Source organism: Pseudomonas sp. Pdm06 (genome assembly GCF_014851795.1).
Lineage (GTDB): Bacteria > Pseudomonadota > Gammaproteobacteria > Pseudomonadales > Pseudomonadaceae > Aquipseudomonas > Aquipseudomonas fluorescens_AA.
Genome location: NZ_JACVAH010000007.1, coordinates 121,783 through 143,621, shown reverse-complemented (window position 1 = coordinate 143,621; position 21,839 = coordinate 121,783). Strand labels below are relative to the sequence as shown.

17 protein-coding genes are annotated in these 21,839 nt (G+C 52.8%); 6 read left to right on the top strand and 11 right to left on the bottom strand.

What is annotated here, in order from left to right:
- Positions 1–611: 611 nt before the first annotated feature.
- The 5 genes from IB266_RS13630 to IB266_RS13610 all read right to left on the bottom strand — a co-directional run bounded on the left by IB266_RS13630 (position 612) and on the right by IB266_RS13610 (position 10,676).
- Entirely contained in the window at positions 612–2,477 is a 1,866-nt protein-coding gene (locus IB266_RS13630; protein ID WP_192261518.1) for a hypothetical protein, read from the bottom strand.
- A complete protein-coding gene (locus tag IB266_RS13625; protein WP_192261517.1) occupies positions 2,474–8,272 on the bottom strand; it encodes an ATP-binding protein in 5,799 nt (1,932 codons plus the stop codon). The genes IB266_RS13630 and IB266_RS13625 overlap by 4 nt, the downstream gene beginning before the upstream one ends.
- 280 nt (positions 8,273–8,552) lie before the next feature.
- Positions 8,553–8,996 (bottom strand): hypothetical protein, encoded by a 444-nt coding sequence (locus IB266_RS13620; RefSeq protein ID WP_192261516.1) that lies wholly within the window; start codon positions 8,994–8,996, stop codon positions 8,553–8,555.
- Between the two features lie 240 nt (positions 8,997–9,236).
- A complete protein-coding gene (locus tag IB266_RS13615) occupies positions 9,237–9,596 on the bottom strand; it encodes a DUF6124 family protein (protein ID WP_192261515.1) in 360 nt (119 codons plus the stop codon).
- 513 nt (positions 9,597–10,109) lie between these two features.
- Positions 10,110–10,676, bottom strand: a complete 567-nt coding sequence (locus IB266_RS13610; RefSeq protein WP_103311147.1) for a helix-turn-helix domain-containing protein — start codon at positions 10,674–10,676, stop codon at positions 10,110–10,112.
- 150 nt (positions 10,677–10,826) lie between these two features.
- Here IB266_RS13610 and IB266_RS13605 point away from each other — a divergent pair, with 150 nt between their 5' ends.
- The 3 genes from IB266_RS13605 to IB266_RS13595 all read left to right on the top strand — a co-directional run bounded on the left by IB266_RS13605 (position 10,827) and on the right by IB266_RS13595 (position 12,850).
- A complete protein-coding gene (locus tag IB266_RS13605) occupies positions 10,827–11,609 on the top strand; it encodes an aldolase (protein WP_192261514.1) in 783 nt (260 codons plus the stop codon).
- 19 nt (positions 11,610–11,628) lie between these two features.
- Entirely contained in the window at positions 11,629–12,516 is an 888-nt protein-coding gene (locus IB266_RS13600; protein ID WP_192261513.1) for a dihydrodipicolinate synthase family protein, read from the top strand.
- A 73-nt stretch (positions 12,517–12,589) separates the two neighbouring features.
- Positions 12,590–12,850 (top strand): Rho-binding antiterminator, encoded by a 261-nt coding sequence (locus IB266_RS13595; protein WP_192261512.1) that lies wholly within the window; start codon positions 12,590–12,592, stop codon positions 12,848–12,850.
- Between the two features lie 119 nt (positions 12,851–12,969).
- Here IB266_RS13595 and IB266_RS13590 read toward each other — a convergent pair whose 3' ends face one another.
- Positions 12,970–13,653: a hypothetical protein gene (locus IB266_RS13590; RefSeq protein ID WP_192261511.1), complete on the bottom strand. Its 684-nt coding sequence runs from the start codon at positions 13,651–13,653 to the stop codon at positions 12,970–12,972.
- A 364-nt stretch (positions 13,654–14,017) separates the two neighbouring features.
- Here IB266_RS13590 and IB266_RS13585 point away from each other — a divergent pair, with 364 nt between their 5' ends.
- A complete protein-coding gene (locus IB266_RS13585; protein ID WP_192261510.1) occupies positions 14,018–15,211 on the top strand; it encodes an S-type pyocin domain-containing protein in 1,194 nt (397 codons plus the stop codon).
- Positions 15,212–15,227: 16 nt separating this feature from the next.
- Entirely contained in the window at positions 15,228–15,476 is a 249-nt protein-coding gene (locus tag IB266_RS13580; protein ID WP_158455806.1) for a pyocin S6 family toxin immunity protein, read from the top strand.
- Positions 15,477–15,867: 391 nt separating this feature from the next.
- Here the strand turns inward: IB266_RS13580 and IB266_RS13575 are convergent, their stop codons facing one another.
- From IB266_RS13575 to IB266_RS13560, 4 genes are all read right to left on the bottom strand, one after another.
- A complete protein-coding gene (locus tag IB266_RS13575) occupies positions 15,868–16,575 on the bottom strand; it encodes a class I SAM-dependent methyltransferase (protein ID WP_192261509.1) in 708 nt (235 codons plus the stop codon).
- A gap of 325 nt (positions 16,576–16,900) precedes the next feature.
- Positions 16,901–17,131, bottom strand: coding sequence for a DUF6429 family protein (locus IB266_RS13570; protein ID WP_192261508.1), 231 nt, complete (start codon positions 17,129–17,131; stop codon positions 16,901–16,903).
- A gap of 198 nt (positions 17,132–17,329) precedes the next feature.
- Complete coding sequence (locus IB266_RS13565; protein ID WP_158455800.1) at positions 17,330–17,563, bottom strand: hypothetical protein; 234 nt, start codon at positions 17,561–17,563, stop codon at positions 17,330–17,332.
- 4 nt (positions 17,564–17,567) lie between these two features.
- Positions 17,568–18,050: a hypothetical protein gene (locus IB266_RS13560; RefSeq protein WP_158455798.1), complete on the bottom strand. Its 483-nt coding sequence runs from the start codon at positions 18,048–18,050 to the stop codon at positions 17,568–17,570.
- 368 nt (positions 18,051–18,418) lie between these two features.
- On the opposite strand from IB266_RS13560, the gene IB266_RS13555 reads away from it, so the two are divergent.
- Entirely contained in the window at positions 18,419–19,504 is a 1,086-nt protein-coding gene (locus IB266_RS13555; RefSeq protein ID WP_192261507.1) for a sensor domain-containing diguanylate cyclase, read from the top strand.
- On the opposite strand, the gene IB266_RS13550 is transcribed toward IB266_RS13555, so the two are convergent.
- A complete protein-coding gene (locus IB266_RS13550) occupies positions 19,488–21,839 on the bottom strand; it encodes a TonB-dependent receptor (RefSeq protein ID WP_192261506.1) in 2,352 nt (783 codons plus the stop codon). The genes IB266_RS13555 and IB266_RS13550 overlap by 17 nt on opposite strands.

The following is a 21,839-nucleotide window of genomic DNA, read 5'->3' as shown; positions in this document are numbered from 1 at the left end:
TACATCAGCTTCCAATCCTTTCCTGGTTTGGAGTCCTGCGGGCTAATCGCTTCGTACCCATTGTTGCTTGCGGGATTGCGCGCGCCTCCTACGGGTTCTATCCATGGTTGTTTCCTCTGAGTACCGGGTTAACAGCCGCAGTAATAGGGGGGGGTGAGATGTTAGGCGTGAATTGGGGGGCGGCTAGTGTGGGCGGGGTTGGATAGCTGTGGTTAGAGGGTCCGTAATGACTGTCGTTTCAGAACAAAGGTAAGGATAAGTTGTCGATCTATTGCAAAAGAAAATAAATCCGTCCCCTCTCCGCAATGGGATTCATAGGAATGATTGGTCGGTGTTTGGATTTGGCGTTGTGGGTAGTGATACGGTGATGGGGCGCGAACTATATCGTTTGGCGACAGAATTCGGTGCTACGCAGACAATGAAACAGCTTGACACCCTCACTTATCCTGCTGGATGGCTACCTGAAAGGTATTCAATAAACAACTAGCAGCTCTATAATAAATACAATTACCATATTGGTGACCCGCATCTCAGTGAGCTTACAAACACAACACGATAACTTAGACCCTAGCTGATTAAAACGCAATCAAGCTCCCCTTTTTCGAAGGAATTCAACCCACCAAGAGAGCAGCAATATTTTCCGAAGTCGGAATATTCGCAATCAATGGCAACTCTTGAAAATCTCCATACCCCTCCATTTTTATCCATGCCCCAACCCAATCAAAACATAACTCCTGCAAAAACTTAGAATCCTTCTCTAGAAATTCCACAATGGTATGCGAAGCCGGATTTCTAACACAATCCACCAATTTCTGTTGCAATGGTCGAATTACCTCCTTTTTTGTAAAAGCATCGCAACCTTTTATATCATTAGACGAAAGTAATGCTGGAACAACAACCAATAACGAAGCAAGTGTCATTTTTTGACTTGACGCCGGGGTTGAAAACTTATTAACCCCACCAAAAAAACCATCATAATCTGCAGTTGGAAATAACTCCGGCGGCTTACGGTAATCAATATTGCAAAAACCAGATGCTATTGCCTGTAATATAGCTTCTGGAATATTAACCAAATGAAGAATCCGCTCCGATGGAGACTCCAGCAAAGAAACCTCTTTAACAAATGAAAAAATCATAAACAAAACCGCAACTCTAACATCACCATTTGACGCCAAAGAAGTTAGAGCATCAACTTGCAAACGATTTATTGCCCCCGCCCCAAAATCAACAATAAGCCCAGCACAATCCGACACCATTTTTACCCAACTTATGATAGCCGGAGACATATGCGCATCTATATTCACAAGACTGTCTGACAGTTTGCGAACCAAAACCCAGTCTATACCAAGCAAGCCGAGACCGGGCCGAGAATAAAGAGATGAACGAAGCAAAACCAAGTTCTTAAAAGCAGTGAGCCTTAAATCTTCGTCATCCAAACACCCTGCAATATCCCCAGCCTTTATGTATTCACCATTGGCAAGCGCGTCGAGACAAAAACCATACTGAGACCATTTGGGTTGATCTCGCCTTAAAATTTTTCTGGCCAAAATCTGGGAACTACACACTATATTTCCATCCGCGGACCTCTTTATCAAAAATGGCGAAAGAGGGTTGCTAGTCAGAAATGCCACTTGCTGTTTCAATAGCCTTCCAACTGCCAGAGTGGAAAGCAATAACTCCTGACTTTCATCACCGGCAGCGAATGATCGTTCTAAAAATCTATCAAGCGTGTCACTAACTCGATCAATACATCGCTCAATAATTTGAGCATCGGGAGAGTATGAGAGATCAACTAGGGTGCTATAAACAACATCGGGCCCGCCCCCACGACTATAAAGCCAATTTGCACGGGAATTAGATATTCCTCGATCTGTTGCGTACATAACAAAATCCTCTCTAGAGAGAGGAGAAATAAATGCTAAATCGTGATTATCACCATAAACCGAGTTTAGAAAAGGCTGTCCTTCTTTCATCATTCTTCGAATCATAGTATACGTTAGAGGAGATATAGAAAGAGTCGTGAGCTGACCAGCATGTTCAAGAGAACGCATCCCAGACAGGACTGAAGTCATACCAGGGTCACGAATTAAGGCAAAAGCGTGGAATCGTTCAATAATTATAATAGGATAATAGCCTGCACCAAGCAGTGCCTCGACCGCCAATTGAATTATATCCGTTGGGTAATCTTCAGGATCAGTCTCAACTTCAATTTTTAACGGACGACAAAGACGTTTAGCAAATGTACTAGCGAAATGCGCGCAGGATTGCATGCTATCAGAAGTCAAACTAATACAAACTGGAACGTGCTTATCATACGCTAAGGGCAGCCTGAAGTTAGCTATAGTCCATTGTCGAACCAGATGCGATGCCTCCGTTTCATCACAACCCTGTGGAACCAAGAGCAACATCGACCTTGCAGGCTGCGCCGACCAAATTATATTCGCTCGCTCAGAAAACCATCTGCAGTCCCTTCTCATAGTGCGACTCCTTGAAGCCTAACATTATATTCCTGCCAATATTTTTTTGCTCTAAAGCCTTCAGCAAATAGCGGCACTTGAAATCTAACTGTTGAAGACGACTCCATTCGTAAAATTTTCAGATCCACTAGTGATCTCAACCGCCGAGTCCATGCTGAGCGTTCGTCTAAAGCCGCTAACGCATGATCAATTACAAATGGAACAGTTGCATCTTCGGCCACAAGCGAACTTGCGTTAGCAATTCGATACAACAACATCCATAGAAGATCACGTTCTCGAGCACTTTCGAGGGCAAGCATGCTATCTATCGGTTCCAGAATTTCATATGACTTAAATGGAAGTTCAGTTTTCTTTTCGCCGACAAGAGCAGCTATCGCAACTCTGACATCCCTCTTAGTAGCTGCACCTGCCCTCACTAAGTGAGCAACAGTTGCGCCAACCTGCCAAAGAAACTGGGGCATGCCTGCACACAGCGAAAACGCATATTCAATCGCGGGCAAGTCGAACTGCACAAATGTATTGACGCGTAAAGGAGCGATTAATGCTGCGCCTTCCTTAGCATCTTTCAGGCCGGCGAGTTCAATAATTTGACTGCTGCCAAAAAAGGCATTTTTATACTCCCTCGCAAAAATATTTATGTGGTTACTACCGGACAACAATATCCCAATAGCCCCAGTTGTTTGCGAGACCTCACGAAGACTTTGGAGTAGCTGCTCCAGCTCTAATTTTTTATTTCCCCCAGCTTGATAGGGCGCGACTAGTGCTTCTGCCTCATCAATTAGAAGAATAAAGCGTTCTGCTGGTGCCCCTACCCACTCGAGTATCTTTTCACTTAAGGCAATAAGCGAGCCCGACAAACTTTCTTCATCAAAACACTCTTGAATAGCTTTTCTTGCTGTTTTCCAGTCTCCATCAAACTTTTGACGAATGCGTGTGCATAATGCGTGGTTCTGGTCCGTCGTGGATAAATTAGGTCGGACGATACCATGCGAAATCGCTCGAAAAATAGTTGCCGAAACAGAGCGATCATGTGCAACAAATTCGACTCTCCTCTCAGCTAGAGACAGATAAAAACTGATAGCTGTGGAATTGCCGGGCTGACGCAATCGGTTATGGAACGCAAATAAAAGCGATGTTTTACCAATGCGCCGCATTCCCGTTAGCAATACAGGACTGGGTCTACGAGCGGAAACAAGGACTTGATTCAAACATTCCAGCTCGTCATGCCTACCAATAAAGGCATCCTCTACGGCGGGGGTATTACTAACTCCCGGATATATATCCAACAACGTATCAGTATTGAGATTTGTAGTCCCCTGACTTTTTGAATCGAACGAGCGAACTCTACAAATGATATCTTCAACGACGACTTCATCGGTTAGTGTTTTTGCTCGAATTCTGACTCTTAGGCTATCACGTGGATTACTCCCTTTGGAAAACCAAGAGGAACCAAACTTCACTTTCAGTGTGAATTCAGTCGGAAAATATAATGGCCGGCCTGACAATTCGGTACGCAATATATCTTCTTCAAAGAAAACGTCATCCCCATCAAACAGCGCTGCTTCAAGCCTGACCGGTACCAATCCATTGGGAGTTACCACTATTGGTATTTCAAACACCGCTCCTTTTGACGAATCCCTTAAACATAAGTCCCCTTCCCCCTCAACAAATAGACTTGGTTTGACAACTTGCGCCGCCGCCGGGAGTTCTTTAACAAAAGTTCTAAAGGGCACACTCTTAGCGGCAGTTACAATTTGATCTGCAACAGATTGGGCCACAGGAATCAAATCGGACCTATTTGATGCGACCAGTCGTAACTCAAACAACTGTGATAAGCGAGCAGAAATCCCTGGATCGTATTTAGCTGCCAGTCGGCTTAATGCCTCAGATGCCCCGCGCTCATAAAGAAACGTAAGAAGCGGAGTTCGGTAGAGATGCGGGTCATTGATCTTAGTCGCTGCATCCCAAAGCCTCTCAGCCACCTGCACACTTAAGCATCCCGTTAGAAAAGCTTCTAAAACTTTTTCAACACGATAGCTAACACCGCCGACCAACATTTTTCTAAATGGGGATGAACGACCTAGTATTTCAGTCCACCCGCCATTCGCAGTAGGCGAACGAGCCATTTGCTCGCCACTATCCGCAGCAATTGCACCCGTAAGAACTCTATAGGCAAGATCAACCCGCTTAGACTCTGAAAGTAGGGAAGTAAACTCATTAAGTGTAGATAGCCAATTTGCAGCCAAGGGCAGTTTGTCTACAATCAGAGCATTTGGCATTTCGGAAGAGTCCGCAAGAGCAATAAATACTTCGCCCATACCAAATAGACTTGACGACTCCCCACCTTCATTACTATTGATTTCTTCACACAACTTGCTTGCCGCTTCCCACAGTTCATTTCTTATACTTGCCGCGATCTCCACCACAATATCGGAATTATAAGAAGCACTCTCAATAGAGCTATGCTGAACACTAAAGTTTTTTGAGGGGCCTTCAATAACTATTGAACTATTATCAGAAGCAAAACCGGCTAATTCCCCCATCAGTTCGCCACTTTCAACAAGCTGCGCTAAACATAGTGCCGGCCGCGCTGAGTTTACGATAATCGCGGACACTTCAAAAACTCGATCCATGGCAGAACTCAAGCTATCCGCATCTTCTAGCTGATGAATAGACCTAGAGCGCTCAATTACAAAATCCAAGAACCATTCGCAAATAACATATGATGCTTGCTGCTCGGCTAGAATATACATAGGTGCTGATTTAGCCCACGACGCGAGTACAGACGAGGGTTCTCGTATGAAGTCTGAGAAATCAGCGGCTGTATCAGCTGGCAGCCAACGTTCCGGATCACAATTTCCTTCTACAAACGCTGAAATCACTTTTGACAAGCCTTCTGAGGCATTATCTATTGTATCGAAAGCTTTCTCCACCACAGTTAAATGTATGCGCTCGGAGACGTGTGCAGCTAATAGATTTAACCACAACTTCTCAAGTTGCAAATTCCCTGGCAATGGCTCGTCGAATGTTACACCTACCATTCCAAAGAACTTCAAAAGATTGCCTCGTCTTTCTAAGCCAACCTTTGAATCAGGTGAGCTTTCTTTGCTTAGCTCCATAGCAAGCAACTCTAACAGCTCTAAGTGTTCCGCAGCCGAATCCAAGTCAAAAGCTTCTAATGAAGAGCAGAATAATTTGTATTCCTCAATACCTTCAAGGATATTTTTATCGAACTCATTTTTAAGAGCACTTACTCTTCTATTCATCGCGTCAACTTTCGGCGTTACGGCACTTAATACAAAACCCCTTACATCATCATCGCCCAGCTCAATTGCAAACTTAATAGCACCTTGAAACTCTAAGGACTCAAGCAACTTACTAGCGATTTGCAATCCACTAGGCTCACCACAGCTCCCATGCCAGCAAAGTGATGAAATGCCTACATCCCAAACTGAAATCGGAGATTCAAAATAGAATTCAGGTAACTCTATAAAATCCGTAGCCCACGAAGTATTTTCAGATGTCCATGGGCTGTCGTTTATCGCATCACCCTTGCCACGAAGAGTGGGAACATTGTTACCTATTACAGTATTACTTATAACCTCTAAAAATTGCCCCTCCAACCATTCTAGGGACCCAACCTCATCTGAACACCTTAGTTGACGAACTAACCTCTTCAGTTTTGCACTGACACTTTTTAGTCTAGCATCCGGCTGATGTTGTACTTCAGAGATAAAGTCCTTCAGCAAGCGCTCCATATGCGCCACATATCTAGTAAGTTGCTCTCGGTGACGTTGTTCCAACTTATCATCAGCACGCTCCTCTTGGAGTTCAAAAAAGAGAGAATCCGAAAAAACACCATTTTCAATATCTTCAAGCAACGCTAGCACCAGTTTTGGCACTGGCTCGTCATTTTTGAAAGTAAGTTTAATTAGCTTATCTCTAGCTTTTTCTTTAAGCCTACGAAAATTACCACGCATGGTTACTGGTGTATTTGCAAACTCAACTAGAGAAGCGGACGCTCTCTTATCTGAGGACCCTTGCCGTAGGAGGCGAGAGACATCCGTGCCTGTTAGTAAGAGGCTTGAGTTGATTGATATTAATTCTGCAATATCGATCACATTGCGACCAACCAATTCAATATCGCTCAAACCAGATGACGGGTCGAGTATTTGAGCTACTGGCTCAAATAAGAATATATCTCTAAACCGTTCTACTGCAATGACTCTACGAAATGCGATACTTTCATGAACAATTGCTGAATTGGGATCAACGAAATTTAGAAGCGCCCTTCTTTTTTCTACTGTTTCCGCAGCTAAGACAACATCAATCACGGACGACGGGATAATATTTTCTTTATCGAGAGCCGCCCTAAGAAGAACCGCGCTTTCTACAAGCCAACAGGATCTATCATTTATATTTATAAGAGCTCCTAACTCCACCCCGCTTAGGCCGCTCATATATCGCCCGATGTCCTGCGGGGCCATTTTCTTTATAAAATCATAACACTCTTCTCTATAGACAGCCCGAGCCGATCTATCGCCAACCTCAGCGCTTGCCAATTCAATTAGTTTTTCAATCTCCGCTAACCCTGGAGTCCCGGTGAAGGAACTCTTCCAAACCTCGACTTTATTAAAAGATGGATTCAGATCCGCTATTGAATTATTAGCGCGACAAACGGATAAAAACCCGGAAACTAGCTCTTCATCTGTACCCGTAGAATGTTTATACCAAACAGCCTCAATGTTTAATCTTTTGAAAAGCGACGTCCACCGCTGCGCTTCTAATTCGCGTATTTCAGAGCGATACCTTAAGATAGATTTAGATAGGTCCCGGGCCTCTTGAATTGCGAACAATAGAGGCTTCCACCTTTCCTCTGAAAGAACAATCAGATCAGTTAGACTTTCAAACTCAAACTCCGCAACTTGCTCATTTGATCTAGAGAATTCAGAAATACGAGAGTCAAATTCCTCTACAACTCGCAGTGACTCAGAGTCCACCTCCCAATCAAGTATACTCTTTGAAGCGCTTCGAAAAAGCTTAGGAAACTCAACATTCGGCAGAACATCATCATAACTGCTGGAATTTGATTCAGCGGCGTTAAACTTTCGCAGCAATCCAAGCCGACTACAGCCTAACGACTCTGCGGTTTCTACCAAAAGTATCTTCTCGTCTAATGATTTAGACAAAGAAGCGTATAGCAGGACCATTCTGGCAAATTCGACACTATCAACTTCGACTGGGCATAAATTTTTTTTCAATCCGCTTTCAAGAAGCGAACCAGTCAGATACCGCTCTCTTTCATGAATAGTTTTCGGCTGTGCACATTCCAAAAACCAATCAAATACAGCTTTTAACTCTGGATCCGACTGATAACTAATAGCGACCAATTGTCCAAAGGAGCTATCAGGTTCTAAGACACTGTTCTTCTTTCGACTCTTCCCAAACCTATTTACGTTATCCTCACGATGAAAAGATATTTCTTTGGCTTTTATACGTGACGTATGATTGAAAGCAAATGCCTCGACCATCGCCCTATCACGCTCGACTTGTTCCCGATTCACGCTTTTCAAAGACAGTGGAGCATAACGTTTCAAGTGAGCCTTTATAGCCTGCCGCACTGTTACAACAGGGCAATTAAAATGCTTAGGCCACAAATTAAAAATTACATCATACAAATGTTCTGAAGAGAATATCTCTGAAGGAAAAAGCCCATCAGAGAAAAATGGCCAAATACCAGCATACAAACCATTAACACTTAAACAATCGAACTCAACAGCTGAAATATTGTTCATGCTAATCTTTCCATAAATAACTATAGCTGCAGTTTCGATCGGAGCTTACTTGACTCTAGCGCTGCCCAGTATACATCGCCACTCTTTCACAATATTATTTAACTTAGTGAAAACCTACACTTCCGCGCTTACATCCTTTTCATCAAGCCTCTCATTTTCAATAAACAACCCCGTATACTTATCCAACAAAACGGAGCAAAAAAAAGTTCTATGCCCTCCGCTTTTGCGACGAAATTCGCCATGAATCTATTTATTGGCAAAAAAAGGACTTTTTCACCTGTTAGGAGTTAGGTGGCGCCTGAATGTAAATCACTTGTTTATCTCGACCAACCAGCAAACCGACGATGAGACAGATCACACCCAGGAAAAAGCCAACGAATCCCAAAAAACCGCTCACCAAGGTGCCACCAATCGCGGCCCCTGCGGTTTCCGCGCCTGAATGAGCGCCACTAATGTTGGTCGCGATATGGCTTCCGGTAAAAACAATACCAGCCAAGGGGAGCATGAACGCAGCGACGCCCGAGGTGACCAAAAGTCGGCGCCATGCCTTGCCAGCAGAGGGAGCGGAGACAGCTATTACTAATGCAATGATCCACGTTACGAAGAAAAAAATCGCGCCAGTACCTCCAGCGGCTCTCGTGGATGCCGCCCCGGCAATGGCTACAACACTCGAAACAAGAATGGCTAATATCAATCCCGCGATCAACCCTGCAAGAATCTTCATCCTGAACTCCTGTCTGCACCGCACCATTTATACTCGACTCAGGTATAGCAGCAAAACGCCACTGCTGCTCTGCAAAAATTTGTCACACCTCATCTAGCAGAAGAAAAGATCGCATGAATGAAGAATTCGGACCTTTGGGGCCTTGGGCTTGCTGTAGCGCTCAACCTCCCTCGGGCAAAAAAAAGGCCTTGCTGGGCAAGACCTTTTTTTCCAATCCAGGCAGCACGTAATACTGTTGCCCTACCTCACCTCAACAATATCCAACGCCCGATTCGCCAACAGCTCACTCACCTCAATCACCTGCAAAATCCCCAACGCAACCCGCCGCCTCGAACCATCCAAATCAAACGCCAAATCACTAATCATCGCATTCGCCGAAGCCAGATTCTCACTGAGATTCGCAAGCAAACACTCAGAATCAACCCCCGGATCAATCCGTAAAATGGAGTCGGACTTGTCAGACGTTTCGCCCTTAGGCTTGGGCTTCAGGTAGTAATCCAACGCCCGAGTGGCAGCGTCGTCGATTTTCTTGTTGCGGGCGGACTGGGCACGGGATGTAGGTTCATCTGCCGCAGGAGGGTTCGGAGTAACTTTTACCATCGTCTTGCTTCCTGTAGTAGGAGCCATCACCCGCTCGCTGCTAAACGATGGGAGGCAGCTGTACGCAGGTTAGCAGACCGGGGAAACAAGAAACCGGCGCGTCCGGGGACGCCCTGCGCACAGCCACCATCAAGTGCAGGATGGGGAATCCTGACTGGATGACGCCTTGCACAACCTGTTTCACCGCGAGCTGCTAAACCCGATCACTGACCATCAGTGACAGGTCCAAAACTACCGACGCAACCCCAGGCGCACAAGCCGGCGGATTCTGGCGTAGTTGTAGGCAAAGGCGCAAGGCGCTGTGGCTTGGCGAGGCTTCGTCGCCGTTGTCTGTCGGTCTGTACTGACAGATGCCATTCGACTGGGCCGAGCAGATGTCCGATGCCGTTCAATTGAGGTCGTCGGAAGATCTGTGGCGGGGCGGTCATTGGAGGGGGCTGCTGCGCAGCCCAGCGGGAGCAAGCTCCCTCGCCACGGTGGTTTGCTTCCTGAATGCGTTGTGAGTGGGAACCGCTAAGCGCCCTCGCCCTTCTCCCCAGACTCATCGCTGTGCACCACCACCAGCAACTGCGCCTGAACATCCCCCACCGAACGCAGGCGATGGGGTTTCTGCGCATTGAAATGCAGGGCATCGCCGCGGTTCAGCAGCACGCGCTCGTTCATGAAGTCCACTTCCACCTGGCCCTCGTGCACGAACAGAAACTCCTCTCCGGTGTGTTCCTTGAACGCGTGATGGGCGGTGAATTCGGCGGCCGGGTAGAGGATGAAGGGCAGCAGGCTGCGCTCGGACACTTGGTGGGCCAATACCGCGTATTCGGAACTGCCGCTGCTTGCCGCGAGGGATTGGCGGTCTTCGCTGCGCACCAGGCTGTAGCTGTCGAGGGAGACGTTTTCTTCGGAGAACAGCTCCTCGACTTTCACGCTCAGGGCCTTGGCGAGCTTGAGCGCCGTGGCGATGGAGGGCGTGCTCAAGCCCCGCTCCACCTTGGACAGGTAGCTCTTGGTCATCCCGGTTTTTTCGGCCAGGACGTCCAGTGTCATGCCGAGTTTTTTCCTGAGCAATTTCAAGCGAATGGACATAGGTAACCAACATTTCCAGAGAAACGGACAATCTGCGATTGCAAATGACACTTTGTGTCATATAGTCTATTTAGTGTCATTAGCACCTTCCTTTCACAGCTTCCATGACGCGGATCAAGAACGGTCAAAGAACGAATCAGGAGAACGGATATGAGCAAGACACTGGCGACGCCCAAGGACCAGTTGGTCCAGCATGCTGTTAATCAGATGCAGAAAACACTGCCGGATAATACGTGGACTGTACGACAAAAGCTGGCCCTGACCTGCCGCATCCTGTTTGAGAACGGTCACGACTCGGGGCTGGCGGGGCAGATTACCGCGCGTGGGCCGCAACCGGGCACCTATTACACCCAGCAATTGGGCCTGGGCTTCGATGAGATCACCGCCGGCAACCTGTTGCTGGTCAATGAAGACCTCGAGGTGTTGGAGGGCCATGGCATGCCCAACCCGGCCAACCGCTTTCACACTTGGGTCTACCGCGCCCGGCCGGATGTGAATTGCATCATTCACACCCACCCGACCCACATCGCCGCGCTGTCGATGCTGGAAGTGCCGCTGCAGATTTCCCACATGGACCTCTGCCCGCTGTACGACGACTGCGCCTTCCTGGAGGGCTGGCCGGGAGTGCCGGTGGGCAACGAGGAAGGCGAGTTGATCGCCGGTGCCTTGGGTGACAAGCGCGCGATCCTGCTTTCCCACCACGGCCAGTTGTCCACCGGTGCCACCGTGGAAGAAGCCTGCAACATCGCCCAACTGATCGAACGCGCCGCGAAGCTGCAATTGCTGGCCATGGCCGCCGGCGAGGTGAAACCGATCCTGCCTCACCTGGGCCGCGAAGCCCACGACTGGATCGCCCGCCCCAAGCGCCACGCGGCCGCCTTCAACTACTTCGTCCGGCAGACCCTGCGCCAACACGCCGATTGCTTGAACTGAACCCACCAGGAGCGAAGCCATGTCTACCCCCAACATCCACGGCATCATCGGCTACACCATCACGCCCTTCTCCACCGACGGCCAGGGCTTGGACCTGGACGCACTGGGCCGGTCCATCGACCGTCTGATCGACAGCGGCGTGCATGCCATCGCGCCCCTGGGCAGCACCGGTGAAGGTGCCTACCTGAGCGACGCCGAGTGGGACCAGGTCAGCGAGTTCAGCATCGCCCGCGTCGCCGGCCGGGTGCCGACCGTGGTCAGCGTGTCTGACCTGACCACCGCCAAGGCGGTGCGCCGCGCACGTTTTGCCCAGGCGAAGGGCGCCGATGTGGTGATGGTGTTGCCGGCCTCTTACTGGAAACTGAGCGAGGCGGAAATCCTCGCGCACTACCAGGCCATCGGCGCCAGCATCGACCTGCCCATCATGCTCTACAACAACCCCGCCACCAGCGGCATCGACATGTCGGTGGAGTTGATCCTGCGGATTTTCAACGCGGTGGATAACGTCACCATGGTCAAGGAAAGCACTGGCGACATTCAGCGCATGCACAAGCTGCAGTTGCTGGGCGAAGGCCAGGTGCCGTTCTACAACGGTTGCAACCCACTGGCGCTGGAGGCCTTCGCGGCCGGGGCCAAGGGCTGGTGCACCGCTGCGCCGAACCTGATCCCGCAGCTCAACCTCGACCTGTATGCGGCCGTACTGGCCAACGACCTGAGCCTGGCCCGGGCGTTGTTCTATCGTCAATTGCCGTTGCTGGATTTCATCCTCAAGGGCGGTTTGCCCGCCACCATCAAGGCCGGTTTGCGCAGTCTTGGCCTGGAGGTTGGCGATCCGCGCCTGCCGGTTTTCCCATTGGATGAGGCGCGTAACCAGCAACTGCAAGTTATGTTGAAGCGACTGCTCTGATTCAGAGTTCTAATCTTGCGACGGACAGGTAGCGCCCTAACCTGTCCGCTCGCTCCCTTGGGGGTCACTTGAGATGAAGACCTATCAACCGTTGAACTGCGACTTGCATGATTACCTGGAGATCGCCTGCCTGTATGGCTACACGCTGGACATCGAACTGACAGACGGCCAACGCCTGACCGCCCGTGCGATCACCACGCGCACCGCCACCACGCGGGAGGAGTTTCTTGATGTGGAAACTGCGGAAGGTCGCCGAGAGATTCGCCTTGATCAGTTGCTGGCGATTACGCCGCAGGATGACAACGCCAGGTTTGGTCGGGTTGTGCTGGCGTAGCGGGGTCTGCCGGGCGGGGAGGTTTTGGGGCTGCTGCGCAGCCCAGCGGGAGCAAGCTCCCTCGCCACGGGAAAACTGCCTGCCGTCCCCTTTCGATAAGTGCCGGGGTGCTTTGGTCGTCAGGACGGGGGATAGGCCTCGTTGAACGCCCCGGCAAAATCTTCCGCTTTCGAAAAGAGCAGCATCTCCACGTCACCGATCTCCACATCCAGTTTTCGGGAGACGTTCACCAGCAACTGGATGTAAGTCGAGTAGACATCGGTCGTCGCAATTCGAATCCAGCGCTGTTCACGCGCCTGGGTTTTCAAGCGGGGCCAACAGGCGTTGAGGTGGGTGTTTCGACCCGCCAAGTGCGGAAACCACCAGCGTTGCTCATCGCTGTGAAGCACCTGTAGAACGTTCAGGGAAAATGCAACCCGCGCATCGAAGATGGCGTGTTCGGTTGGATTCGAGAATGCCGCCACCTTCGACCATGAGGCGATGCCGTTGTGCTTGTCCGGCACCCGCCCCTGTGACACGGTCTGGACGTAGCCTTGCATCGTTGCGAGCTTATTTCCCCCAATACCTCCCCACACGCGCACCGCGTAGTCTGCGAGGGCCATTCGTTGTTCGGGCGACGTGGTCCATTCCTGGGCAACATGTCGCTTCAGGGCGCGCGCTTTTTCGTACCAGTTCGAGCCATCGATCTCCCATTTGAATGAATGGTGGACGAGAGCGGTATCGAACGTCCAGGTATAGGTATGGGGAAGTGATGGCAAGTGCTGTGTGGCGTAGGAAAGCAGCGCATTTTCGAGAGACTGCATGGACGAGACCACGTATTGGACGAGGTCGAGATATTAAATGACTCCCGGTCGAGCAGCGAATTTTCCTGCTTCGCGTGTAGAGAGAAGCCACGGCACTAAAGAGCAAGGGGGACAAAATGCTGGGAGTGGCAACGCGCCGAACGGGTTAGAGAGTGTTATCTTTTTTTGGTAGCACTCAGATGCAGGCTGATTACCGCCCAATGACTGACATCCCCCGCTGACGCTTCAGCTTATTCCGCCCCTCAACAGCCAGCCCTACCTGTATTGAGGAAACCGGAACAACCACTTCAAGAAACCTCCTACATCGCGCCCCTCTCTTCCCGCGTTAGCGTCTGCCCTGCATTTAGCGGACGAGACTCACTACGTGGCGACACGCGAAAAAGACATCCCCCAGGTTCGCAACCCGCCCGGCGGTGACGGGCATCACCTCACTTATCGGGACATGAGCGCCAGCGAACTGGCCGAGCGCGACGCCCTACAGCAGGCTTATGAAGCCATGCTTGCCCGCCAGGCAGCCTACGAACAAATGCGCTGGGCCACGGTGGATAGCAAGCCGTTATCCAGCATGACCGGAAGCGTGTTTGCCAAGAGCTGCAAGCTCCCCAACGGCATCATCGACTACAACAACCCCAACGGCTACGTCCCGGCGGATCTGGTCAAGCAGTACGGCGATCTCATGTGGCTCGGCGGCAGGAGCGCCGACCCATCCGGCACGATCCCCCTCAAGCGGATCGGCGCTGGCACAGTACCCGCTACCTTGGGCAGGCTCGCGCTGGGCGGTTCGGCAACTTCCACGGCTGCCGCCGCCGGCAGCACCGTCGGTGCAGCTCTGCTGACAGGTATCGTCGCCCTACTCTGGCCGTCCAATCTGGGCGACAGCGCGCTTTACAGCGAAGACCAGCTACGCGATCTCAAGCAAGCCCGTAGCCGCATGCGCCTGAGCATCGAGCAGCAAGCCGACGGCAGTCTCAAGGGGTATGGCTTCTACACCGGACAGAACCGCGATTGGGAAATGGTCGATGTTGTCCAATTCACCCCGCGGGCCGATCAATTCGTCGCCGACCTGGGTGATGGCATCGAGCTGATCTGGACCCCGGCCACCGACCCGTCCGACACCCTCGGCATCCCTGCCCTGGAAGCGGCGCCACAGGCACCTAACATCTGGATCTATCCCCCGACGCCGGTGGCCGACAGCATCATCGTCGACCCGATCTATCCGCCGGAGTACAGGGATTTCATTCTGGTGTTTCCGGCGGATTCGGGGGTTCGGCCGGTTTATGTTGTGGTGAGTTTGCCTGGGGACCATCGATATCACGATGCGCCCGATTTACTACCTGCATTTCCAGATGCCACTGTCGTGAAATCCAAGTCTTCTGTTCAGGGAGGAGGAAAACGCAGAGTTCGTTGGATGGATAAGAAAGGGAGAATTTACGAATGGGACTCAAAAAGCGCCGCGGTAGAAAAATATGACAAGCTAGGCAATCACCTTGGAGAGTTCGATCATATATCAGGCAAACAGACCAAGCCTGCTAAGCCTGGCAGAAAAACCCCCAGATAACTAGGAGAGTAGACAGATGCGATACTTATCAATAACAGGCTTCTATCCAGATGAAAGAAATGACGACTCTTTACAATTTCAAAGATCTATTAGAGATGAGATTTTAATGCAAGCACTAGCTCAATTAACCGAAGCAAAGCCTCTCGAAGAAATCGAGCCCGGCGAGCTGGAGCTTACGAAAAGCCAAATAAACGAGATTTCAAAACTGCTGAAAATCGAATTTCCGGATGGATTGGAGTACTTTATTGGAACAAGGGCAGACTGAATAGGACTCACGTCATTGTGCTGTAGAGCCATATACAAAAAAAGGTAAACATCTTGGGAGTACGATCCGATAACTGGCGAACAAACCAAACCTGCCGATCCGACAAGGAAAGTAGAACAATCAAGCCCACGGTTGAAATTTTCGACATAACGACTGAAGAGTTAATTCAGACAGTAGAAGTCCCCAACGCATATATGGACCAGTTGGCCGTGCTTATGGATTGGACAAAACCTGAAGATTTTTGCTTTGTCTACGACCTGTCACCACAGCAGATAAAGACGATAGAAGAGTGGACGCATACGACTATTCATGGCAACAACCGCATCATTCAAATCGTCTGTATTGAATAGGACTGAGGAGTATTTTGGCGGCTTCAACCAGCGCGTCTAACTCACTTCAGATCGGCCTGCCGCGTACAGAACCATCCGTGCATTAATCCCGCTTGAAAGAACTGCACAGGGGCGTCGAACCCGGCGGCCTTAATAAGGCCCGCGACCTGTTGCGCAGGCAGGATCGCAACATTCCTGGCGTAGGCAGTACGCGCTCGCTCCAGCCCTTCTGGCCGAAGACCATCGGAGGACATCAATGTCAGCCAACTGCGTAACAGCACCTCATAGGCAGGCGATTCGGTATCAGAGGCAAGGTCAGCGTTCGCCAATATTCCGTGAGGTTTAAGGCGGCGGGCAATCTCGTGAAAGAACGTAGTGCGGGCGCCTCCGTCTAACAAAAATTGGGATACCAGCAAGCAGGTAGCAGCGTCGTAGCTGGTCTCGGCGGCGAGCGTGTCAAGGTAGCCTTCGTGAAAATGGCAGCGTGCAAGAAAGCCATTTTGAACGGCCTTCTGACGACAGACGTCAAGCATAGCGCCCGAGGGGTCGACAGCAGTGAAATGCCAGCCGGGGAAGCGCTCTGCCAGATGGGCAAGTTCCGCCCCCGTACCAACGCCTATGCAGAGTATCCGGGCATTTTCCGGCAGACCGGTGAACTGAGACTCGAGCAACAAATAGAGGGCGGCGCGAATCGGCGCCATCCCTTCCCATTGCTTGTCGTAGCTGACAGCTTGCTGGTCGAACACTATCTTGAGTTCTTCATTGCGCATAGGACACCTTGAGTCGTGATAGACACATCGCGTTAACCGCGGCATTGCTTTCAGTATCCCTGACCTGTCAAGCCCTACACATTTGCGGCCGCTATGCCATGGATCAGCACTGACCAGGAACCCAGCCGAACATTGATATCACGAAGGTTGCGAGAGATTGTACGCGGCCGCTTTGGCCGTAGGATCCGATCGTGCTCTGGATGTCAGCTGTAACTCTCGACCCAAGTCAGAAGACCAGACCACTGATGATGCCATTAGCGGAAGCCACGCTTTCGACAGGGTTAGCCGTGGCTTCCGGCGAGGGATCGCGGGGCGAAGCGCACCCTCAACTCTCTTTTCCAAACAACCGATCGGCAATCCGGCGACCTCGTTCCAGCCCTTCAGCCGTCAACCAGATCGATTTGTTCCTGTTTACCGGATTGCTGATGAGGCCTTGTTCATGCAATCGGTTCATGACTTCGAAGTCGAAACCTTTCCACGCGTTTCCTTCATCGGAGCTGAAGGCTGCCAACAAGGCAAGCACCGCTTCCTCTATCAAAGTGTCGTCGTAATTCATGGTCGCTACTCCACTCGTGCTTAGCTGGTGACGCCGAATCAACATCAGCGTCTCCTAACCCCTATCTGGTCAAAGATTAAGTAGAGAGTTTAGCTATATGGCGCGGGTGTGTTGGTCCATGACGGCACGGGTTCATAAGATCCAACTGAGAGTGCCTAGGTCGGCACCACCTCACCCGCTTGCTCCAGCGCCAATGGTTCACGCCATATACCGGCCCCGGCTAAAAAACAGTGCCGCTCCGATGCCAATTGCACTGGTCGAGACGATACCCAGGTCAAAACCGGAGATGAAAGATGGCAGCGCAAAAATACTCGCAAACCCCAGAGCGACCAGGGCAATGCCTAGCCATTTCCTGAGGCCGTAGGATTTCATATAGAAAAACAACAACAGGAACACTGTGTACGCCAGGGCGTATAGGCCATATTCGTTCATAGTCCTAGCCGCCCTGAGTCTTGATGATCATGGAGGATCCTGAGTGTTGCGGACCTATGCCACCGCTGACCTGCGCATCCAGACTGACGATGACATCACCGGCGTGATAGGTCGGCAATTTGCCTAGAGTGAACTCGCGGACGACCCATCCCACAGGGATGACCGCGGCAGGCATGAACTTGCCTGCCGCTGCGGCGAACACACCGCTGGTGAGGTTGGCGATACTCATTCGTTGGGCGTTGAGTAAATCCCCCTGCTGCCGGGTCAAGGGTTTGGAGATCCCGACCATCATTTGGCAGGGTAAATCCTTGGCAAGCATTTTGTCGTAGAGTTCTACCACCCGGTTGCTCACTTCATAGTGGGCGGCTTTAGCTTCACCAAAATGCAGCTCCCTGAGGCTACCTCTTTCATCGGCTGACAGGGTGAAGCGCGAAACACTGAAGATAATTCCATGGCTGCTGGAAAATTGTCCGTTTTCAAACTTCAATGCTCGCATCCTTATCGAGTCTGGGAAGACGGGGAGTTTGTCTTAGCGGGTGGGCTTTTCGCAAATGGAAGTCGCCGGCCTGCCCCAGTGCTAACTGATGCAGCTGCCAGCCACCCGTTCTAGATCGCCGCCCCAGGTCGCATCGAAACCCCATTCCCAACTGCGCTGAGAGGTAGGCTCGCGAGTTGCCGTCGCCCAATGACTGACAGCCACGGCTGACGTTCCTACAACCCACGCAAAAAATCTTTCCACTCCATCCCTTCCCGCAAAGCCTCCATCCGCTCCAGCAAAGCCCCCCACAAATCCCTACCTCGATAATGCCTTCTTTCCACACCCCCTAGCGCTGCAACCGAGCACCGTGTGCCCCCATGAACCTACGCACCTTCATCCGTCGCTACTGCCTGGATTCCAGCCTCGCCACGAATGCCCTGGCCCGCCTGCACCGGGCGCTTTCCTCCCTGGTCCGCTACCTGGCGCAACAAGGCTTCGAGGACAAGACCTGGCCGGCCACCCGCGACGAAGGCGCCCTGGACCGTCGTCTCGACACCGTGCGCCCGGAACTGGCCGCAACGGTGTTCAGCCATGCTCGGGAAGGGGCCATCCTGGTTGACCCGTACGGTCGGGTCATCGCCGTGAACGAGGCCTTCACCCGCCTGACCGGTTACGGCCAAGACGAGGTGCAGGGCCGGGAGTTGAATTCCCATCGCATGGTGCGTCGGCTCGCGGCGTTTTATGCGCCGATGAAGAATGCGCTGGATTTCCACGGGCATTGGTCTGGTGAAATTCAAAGCAATCACAAGGATGGCCGGGAGATGACGTCGCGCATCAGCATCAGTGCCGTGCACGACCGGTATGGGAACGTTCAGCACTATGTGGCGTTGTTCAGCGACATGACGCAGATGAAGCAGCGCCTGCAGTTACTGGAGCGTGACGCTCGGTATGACGCGCTCACGCAACTGCCCAATCGGTTGCTGTTGACCGAACGGATGCGCCAGGCCCTGGGCAAGGCGGCTGTTTATCAGCAGAAAGTGGCCATCGCGTTTATCGACCTCGATGGGTTCAAGGCGCTCAACGACAGCTATGGGCATGACTGGGGTGATCGGGTGTTGCAGATTGTCGCGACACGGATCAATGCCACGTTGCGTGAAGGCGATACGTTGGCGCGGCTCGGTGGCGATGAGTTCGTGGCGGGGCTGGTGGATTTGCAGGCGGTGGAGGACAGCGAGCCGTTGCTCAAGCGGATGCTGGCGGCGGCCAATGCGCCGATCGTGATCGGTGCGCAAACGGTGGAGATTGCCGCCAGTATCGGCGTGGCGTTTTTTCCGGAACATGGGCAGGAGGTCGATGGGCTGATCAGCAAGGCGGACAAGGCGATGTACCTGTCGAAAAAGGCCGGCGGCAATCGTCTGGCGTTTTGTCCGACGCGGTTTATTTCGCTCAATAGCGAAGCCTGACGGTGGTGCCAAGGGTTCGTTCGCTGCCGGTCATGACACCATAGTCACCGGCGCCGAGCAGTGAATAGACGGCGGTGATGTAGTTGCGGTCGAAGACGTTGCGCACCCAGCCTTCCACTTCCCAGGCGCGGTCCTGACTGCGCAGGCCCAGGCGCAGGTTGGTGAGGCCGTAGCTGGGTTGATAGCTGCCTTCGCCGCCTTCGAGGGTGCCGGAGTAGCCGGTGCGGAAGCTGTAGTCGATGCCGCTGAAGGCTTCCAGCCCATAGGGCAGCGGATGGGTGTGGTCGAGGCCGCTGCTGAGGTTCCATTCCGGCGCGTTGTAGAGGCGGTCGCCGCTGAGGTCACAGGTCCATTGGCCCGAGGCCGGCGGGCACGGGGCGTTGGGGAAGCTGCGGTAGCGCGCATCGCTCCAGGCCAGGCCCAGGCGTCCGGTGAGTCGGGGGGTGAGTTGCCAGGCGGAATCCAGCTCGATGCCGCGCAGGCGAACCTTGCCGACGTTGATCAGGTTGTCCCGCAGCGGCGGGGCGAACATGGACGTCGGCGGGCTGTAGGTGAGCGCCTGGTAGTCGTCAACATCGGTCTGGTAGGCGGCGAGGTCGAGCAATGCGCGCTCATCCCAGAAACGCGTCTTCATGCCCAGTTCCAGGGACGTGGCCCGCTCCGGCTCGAAGGTGGGTGCGGTGAACGGGCCGACCACGTCGAAGTTGATGCCCCCGGCCTTGTAGCCCCGCGACCAACTGACGTAGCCCATCACTCCATCGCTGAAGCGGTAGCTGGCGCTGAGGAGGCTGGAGACGTTGTTTTCTTTTATCGAATCCTCGCGGTAATAAGCACCACCGAGGGCGATGTCGCGCAGCAACTGTCCACCGGCCTGGAACACCGGCGGCAAACCTGTCAGCGGGGCGAGGTTGCTGACGTCGCGGGAGACCCAGCCGTCCTTGCGCTCCTGGCTGTAGCGCAGGCCGCCGGTGAGCTCCAGCGGGTCGATCGGGCGCCAGGAGAGCTGGCCGAAAATGGCTCGGCTGTCGCCCTTCTGTTCGCCGTCATAGCGTTGCCGGGCGCCGTCCAGCAGCATCGCCGGCACTTGTTTCGGATCGGTGAAGGTGATGCCGTAGAGCTTTTGCAACTGCTCCAGTTGATCGCCGACAAACCAGGGCGCGGCGTCCTTGCCGAACTCGGCGTCGATCTCCCGGTCGAGCTGTTGGCGCAGGTAATAGAGCCCGGCCACATAGTCGACGGAAGAACCGACCGTGCCGGACAGGCGCCATTCCTGGCTGAACTGCCGGTGGCCCAGCTCGGTTTCGGACTGGGCCACGGACAGCGCGGTGCTGTCGCTGTCGCGGGTGGCGCGGTAGTCCCAGTCGCGGTAGGCGGTGATGCTGGTCAAGCGCATTGCCTCGTCCAGGTCCCAGTTCAACTCCAGTGACACACCGTTCTGCAAGGTTTGCGGATGACCCGGCGCGTCGATGCGTGTCTCGCGCTTGTAAGGGTCGGGCTCCGACAATGGGTAGCCGAGGAACTGGGCGCGCTTGCGGGTCTGCTGGCTGTAGTGATTGACCAGCAGGACGTTGCCGGCTTCGTTTTGCTCGGCATAGTCGGCGATCAGGCGGGCGCTGAAGTCCGGGGTCGGTGTCCACAGCAACTGGCCGCGCAGGCCATGGCTGTCGGCGTCGCCAAGGCGGGCGCCGTCTTGCAGGTTTTCCACGGAGCCATCGGTGGAACTGTCGAAAACATTGAGTCGGCCGGCGAGCACGTCGTCCTGCAACGGCCCGGAAACCGTCCCGCGATATTCCCGCAGGCCGCGCTCGCCGTAGCTGGCTTCGAGGTTGGCTTCGGGCTGAAACGTTGGTTGGCGAGTGATGATGTTCAGCGCGCCCGCGGTGGTGTTCTTGCCGAACAAGGTGCCTTGCGGCCCACGCAGCACTTCGATGCGCTCGATGTCCATCAACTCGGTGAAGGCCATGCCCTGGCGCGCCTGGTAAACGCCATCGACGTAGGTGCCGACGCTGCCTTCCAGGCCATCGTTGTAGGCGGTCGCGCCGAAGCCACGCAGGCCGAAGCCGGCGTAACGGGCGTCGTGGCCGGAGACCACCAGGCCGGGCACCCGCTGTTGGATGTCTTGCAGCCGGTGCAGGCCGGCCTCGTCCAGTTGCTCGCCGTAGAGGACGTTGATCGGGATCGGCACCTGTTGCGGGTCTTCCTCGCGACGGCGAGCGGTGACGGTGGTGGCGTCGAGCGTGAGGGCGCTGGGCGCCGCTTGTTCGGCCTGGACCGACGCCCAGGGCAACATCGAAAGGCTGCCGAGCAAGAGCAGCCGATGACCGAAAACCGGCAT

What these genes read in the sequence shown, in the direction of transcription:
- IB266_RS13630 (WP_192261518.1), bottom strand. Translation starts at nt 2,477, where the DNA reads ATGAGAAGGGACTGCAGATGGTTTTCTGAGCGAGCGAATATAATTTGG.
- IB266_RS13625 (WP_192261517.1), bottom strand. Translation starts at nt 8,272, where the DNA reads ATGAACAATATTTCAGCTGTTGAGTTCGATTGTTTAAGTGTTAATGGT.
- IB266_RS13620 (WP_192261516.1), bottom strand. Translation starts at nt 8,996, where the DNA reads ATGAAGATTCTTGCAGGGTTGATCGCGGGATTGATATTAGCCATTCTT.
- IB266_RS13615 (WP_192261515.1), bottom strand. Translation starts at nt 9,596, where the DNA reads ATGGTAAAAGTTACTCCGAACCCTCCTGCGGCAGATGAACCTACATCC.
- IB266_RS13610 (WP_103311147.1), bottom strand. Translation starts at nt 10,676, where the DNA reads ATGTCCATTCGCTTGAAATTGCTCAGGAAAAAACTCGGCATGACACTG.
- IB266_RS13605 (WP_192261514.1), top strand. Translation starts at nt 10,827, where the DNA reads ATGAGCAAGACACTGGCGACGCCCAAGGACCAGTTGGTCCAGCATGCT.
- IB266_RS13600 (WP_192261513.1), top strand. Translation starts at nt 11,629, where the DNA reads ATGTCTACCCCCAACATCCACGGCATCATCGGCTACACCATCACGCCC.
- IB266_RS13595 (WP_192261512.1), top strand. Translation starts at nt 12,590, where the DNA reads ATGAAGACCTATCAACCGTTGAACTGCGACTTGCATGATTACCTGGAG.
- IB266_RS13590 (WP_192261511.1), bottom strand. Translation starts at nt 13,653, where the DNA reads ATGCAGTCTCTCGAAAATGCGCTGCTTTCCTACGCCACACAGCACTTG.
- IB266_RS13580 (WP_158455806.1), top strand. Translation starts at nt 15,228, where the DNA reads ATGCGATACTTATCAATAACAGGCTTCTATCCAGATGAAAGAAATGAC.
- IB266_RS13575 (WP_192261509.1), bottom strand. Translation starts at nt 16,575, where the DNA reads ATGCGCAATGAAGAACTCAAGATAGTGTTCGACCAGCAAGCTGTCAGC.
- IB266_RS13570 (WP_192261508.1), bottom strand. Translation starts at nt 17,131, where the DNA reads ATGAATTACGACGACACTTTGATAGAGGAAGCGGTGCTTGCCTTGTTG.
- IB266_RS13565 (WP_158455800.1), bottom strand. Translation starts at nt 17,563, where the DNA reads ATGAACGAATATGGCCTATACGCCCTGGCGTACACAGTGTTCCTGTTG.
- IB266_RS13555 (WP_192261507.1), top strand. Translation starts at nt 18,419, where the DNA reads ATGAACCTACGCACCTTCATCCGTCGCTACTGCCTGGATTCCAGCCTC.
- IB266_RS13550 (WP_192261506.1), bottom strand. Translation starts at nt 21,839, where the DNA reads ATGCCGGTTTTCGGTCATCGGCTGCTCTTGCTCGGCAGCCTTTCGATG.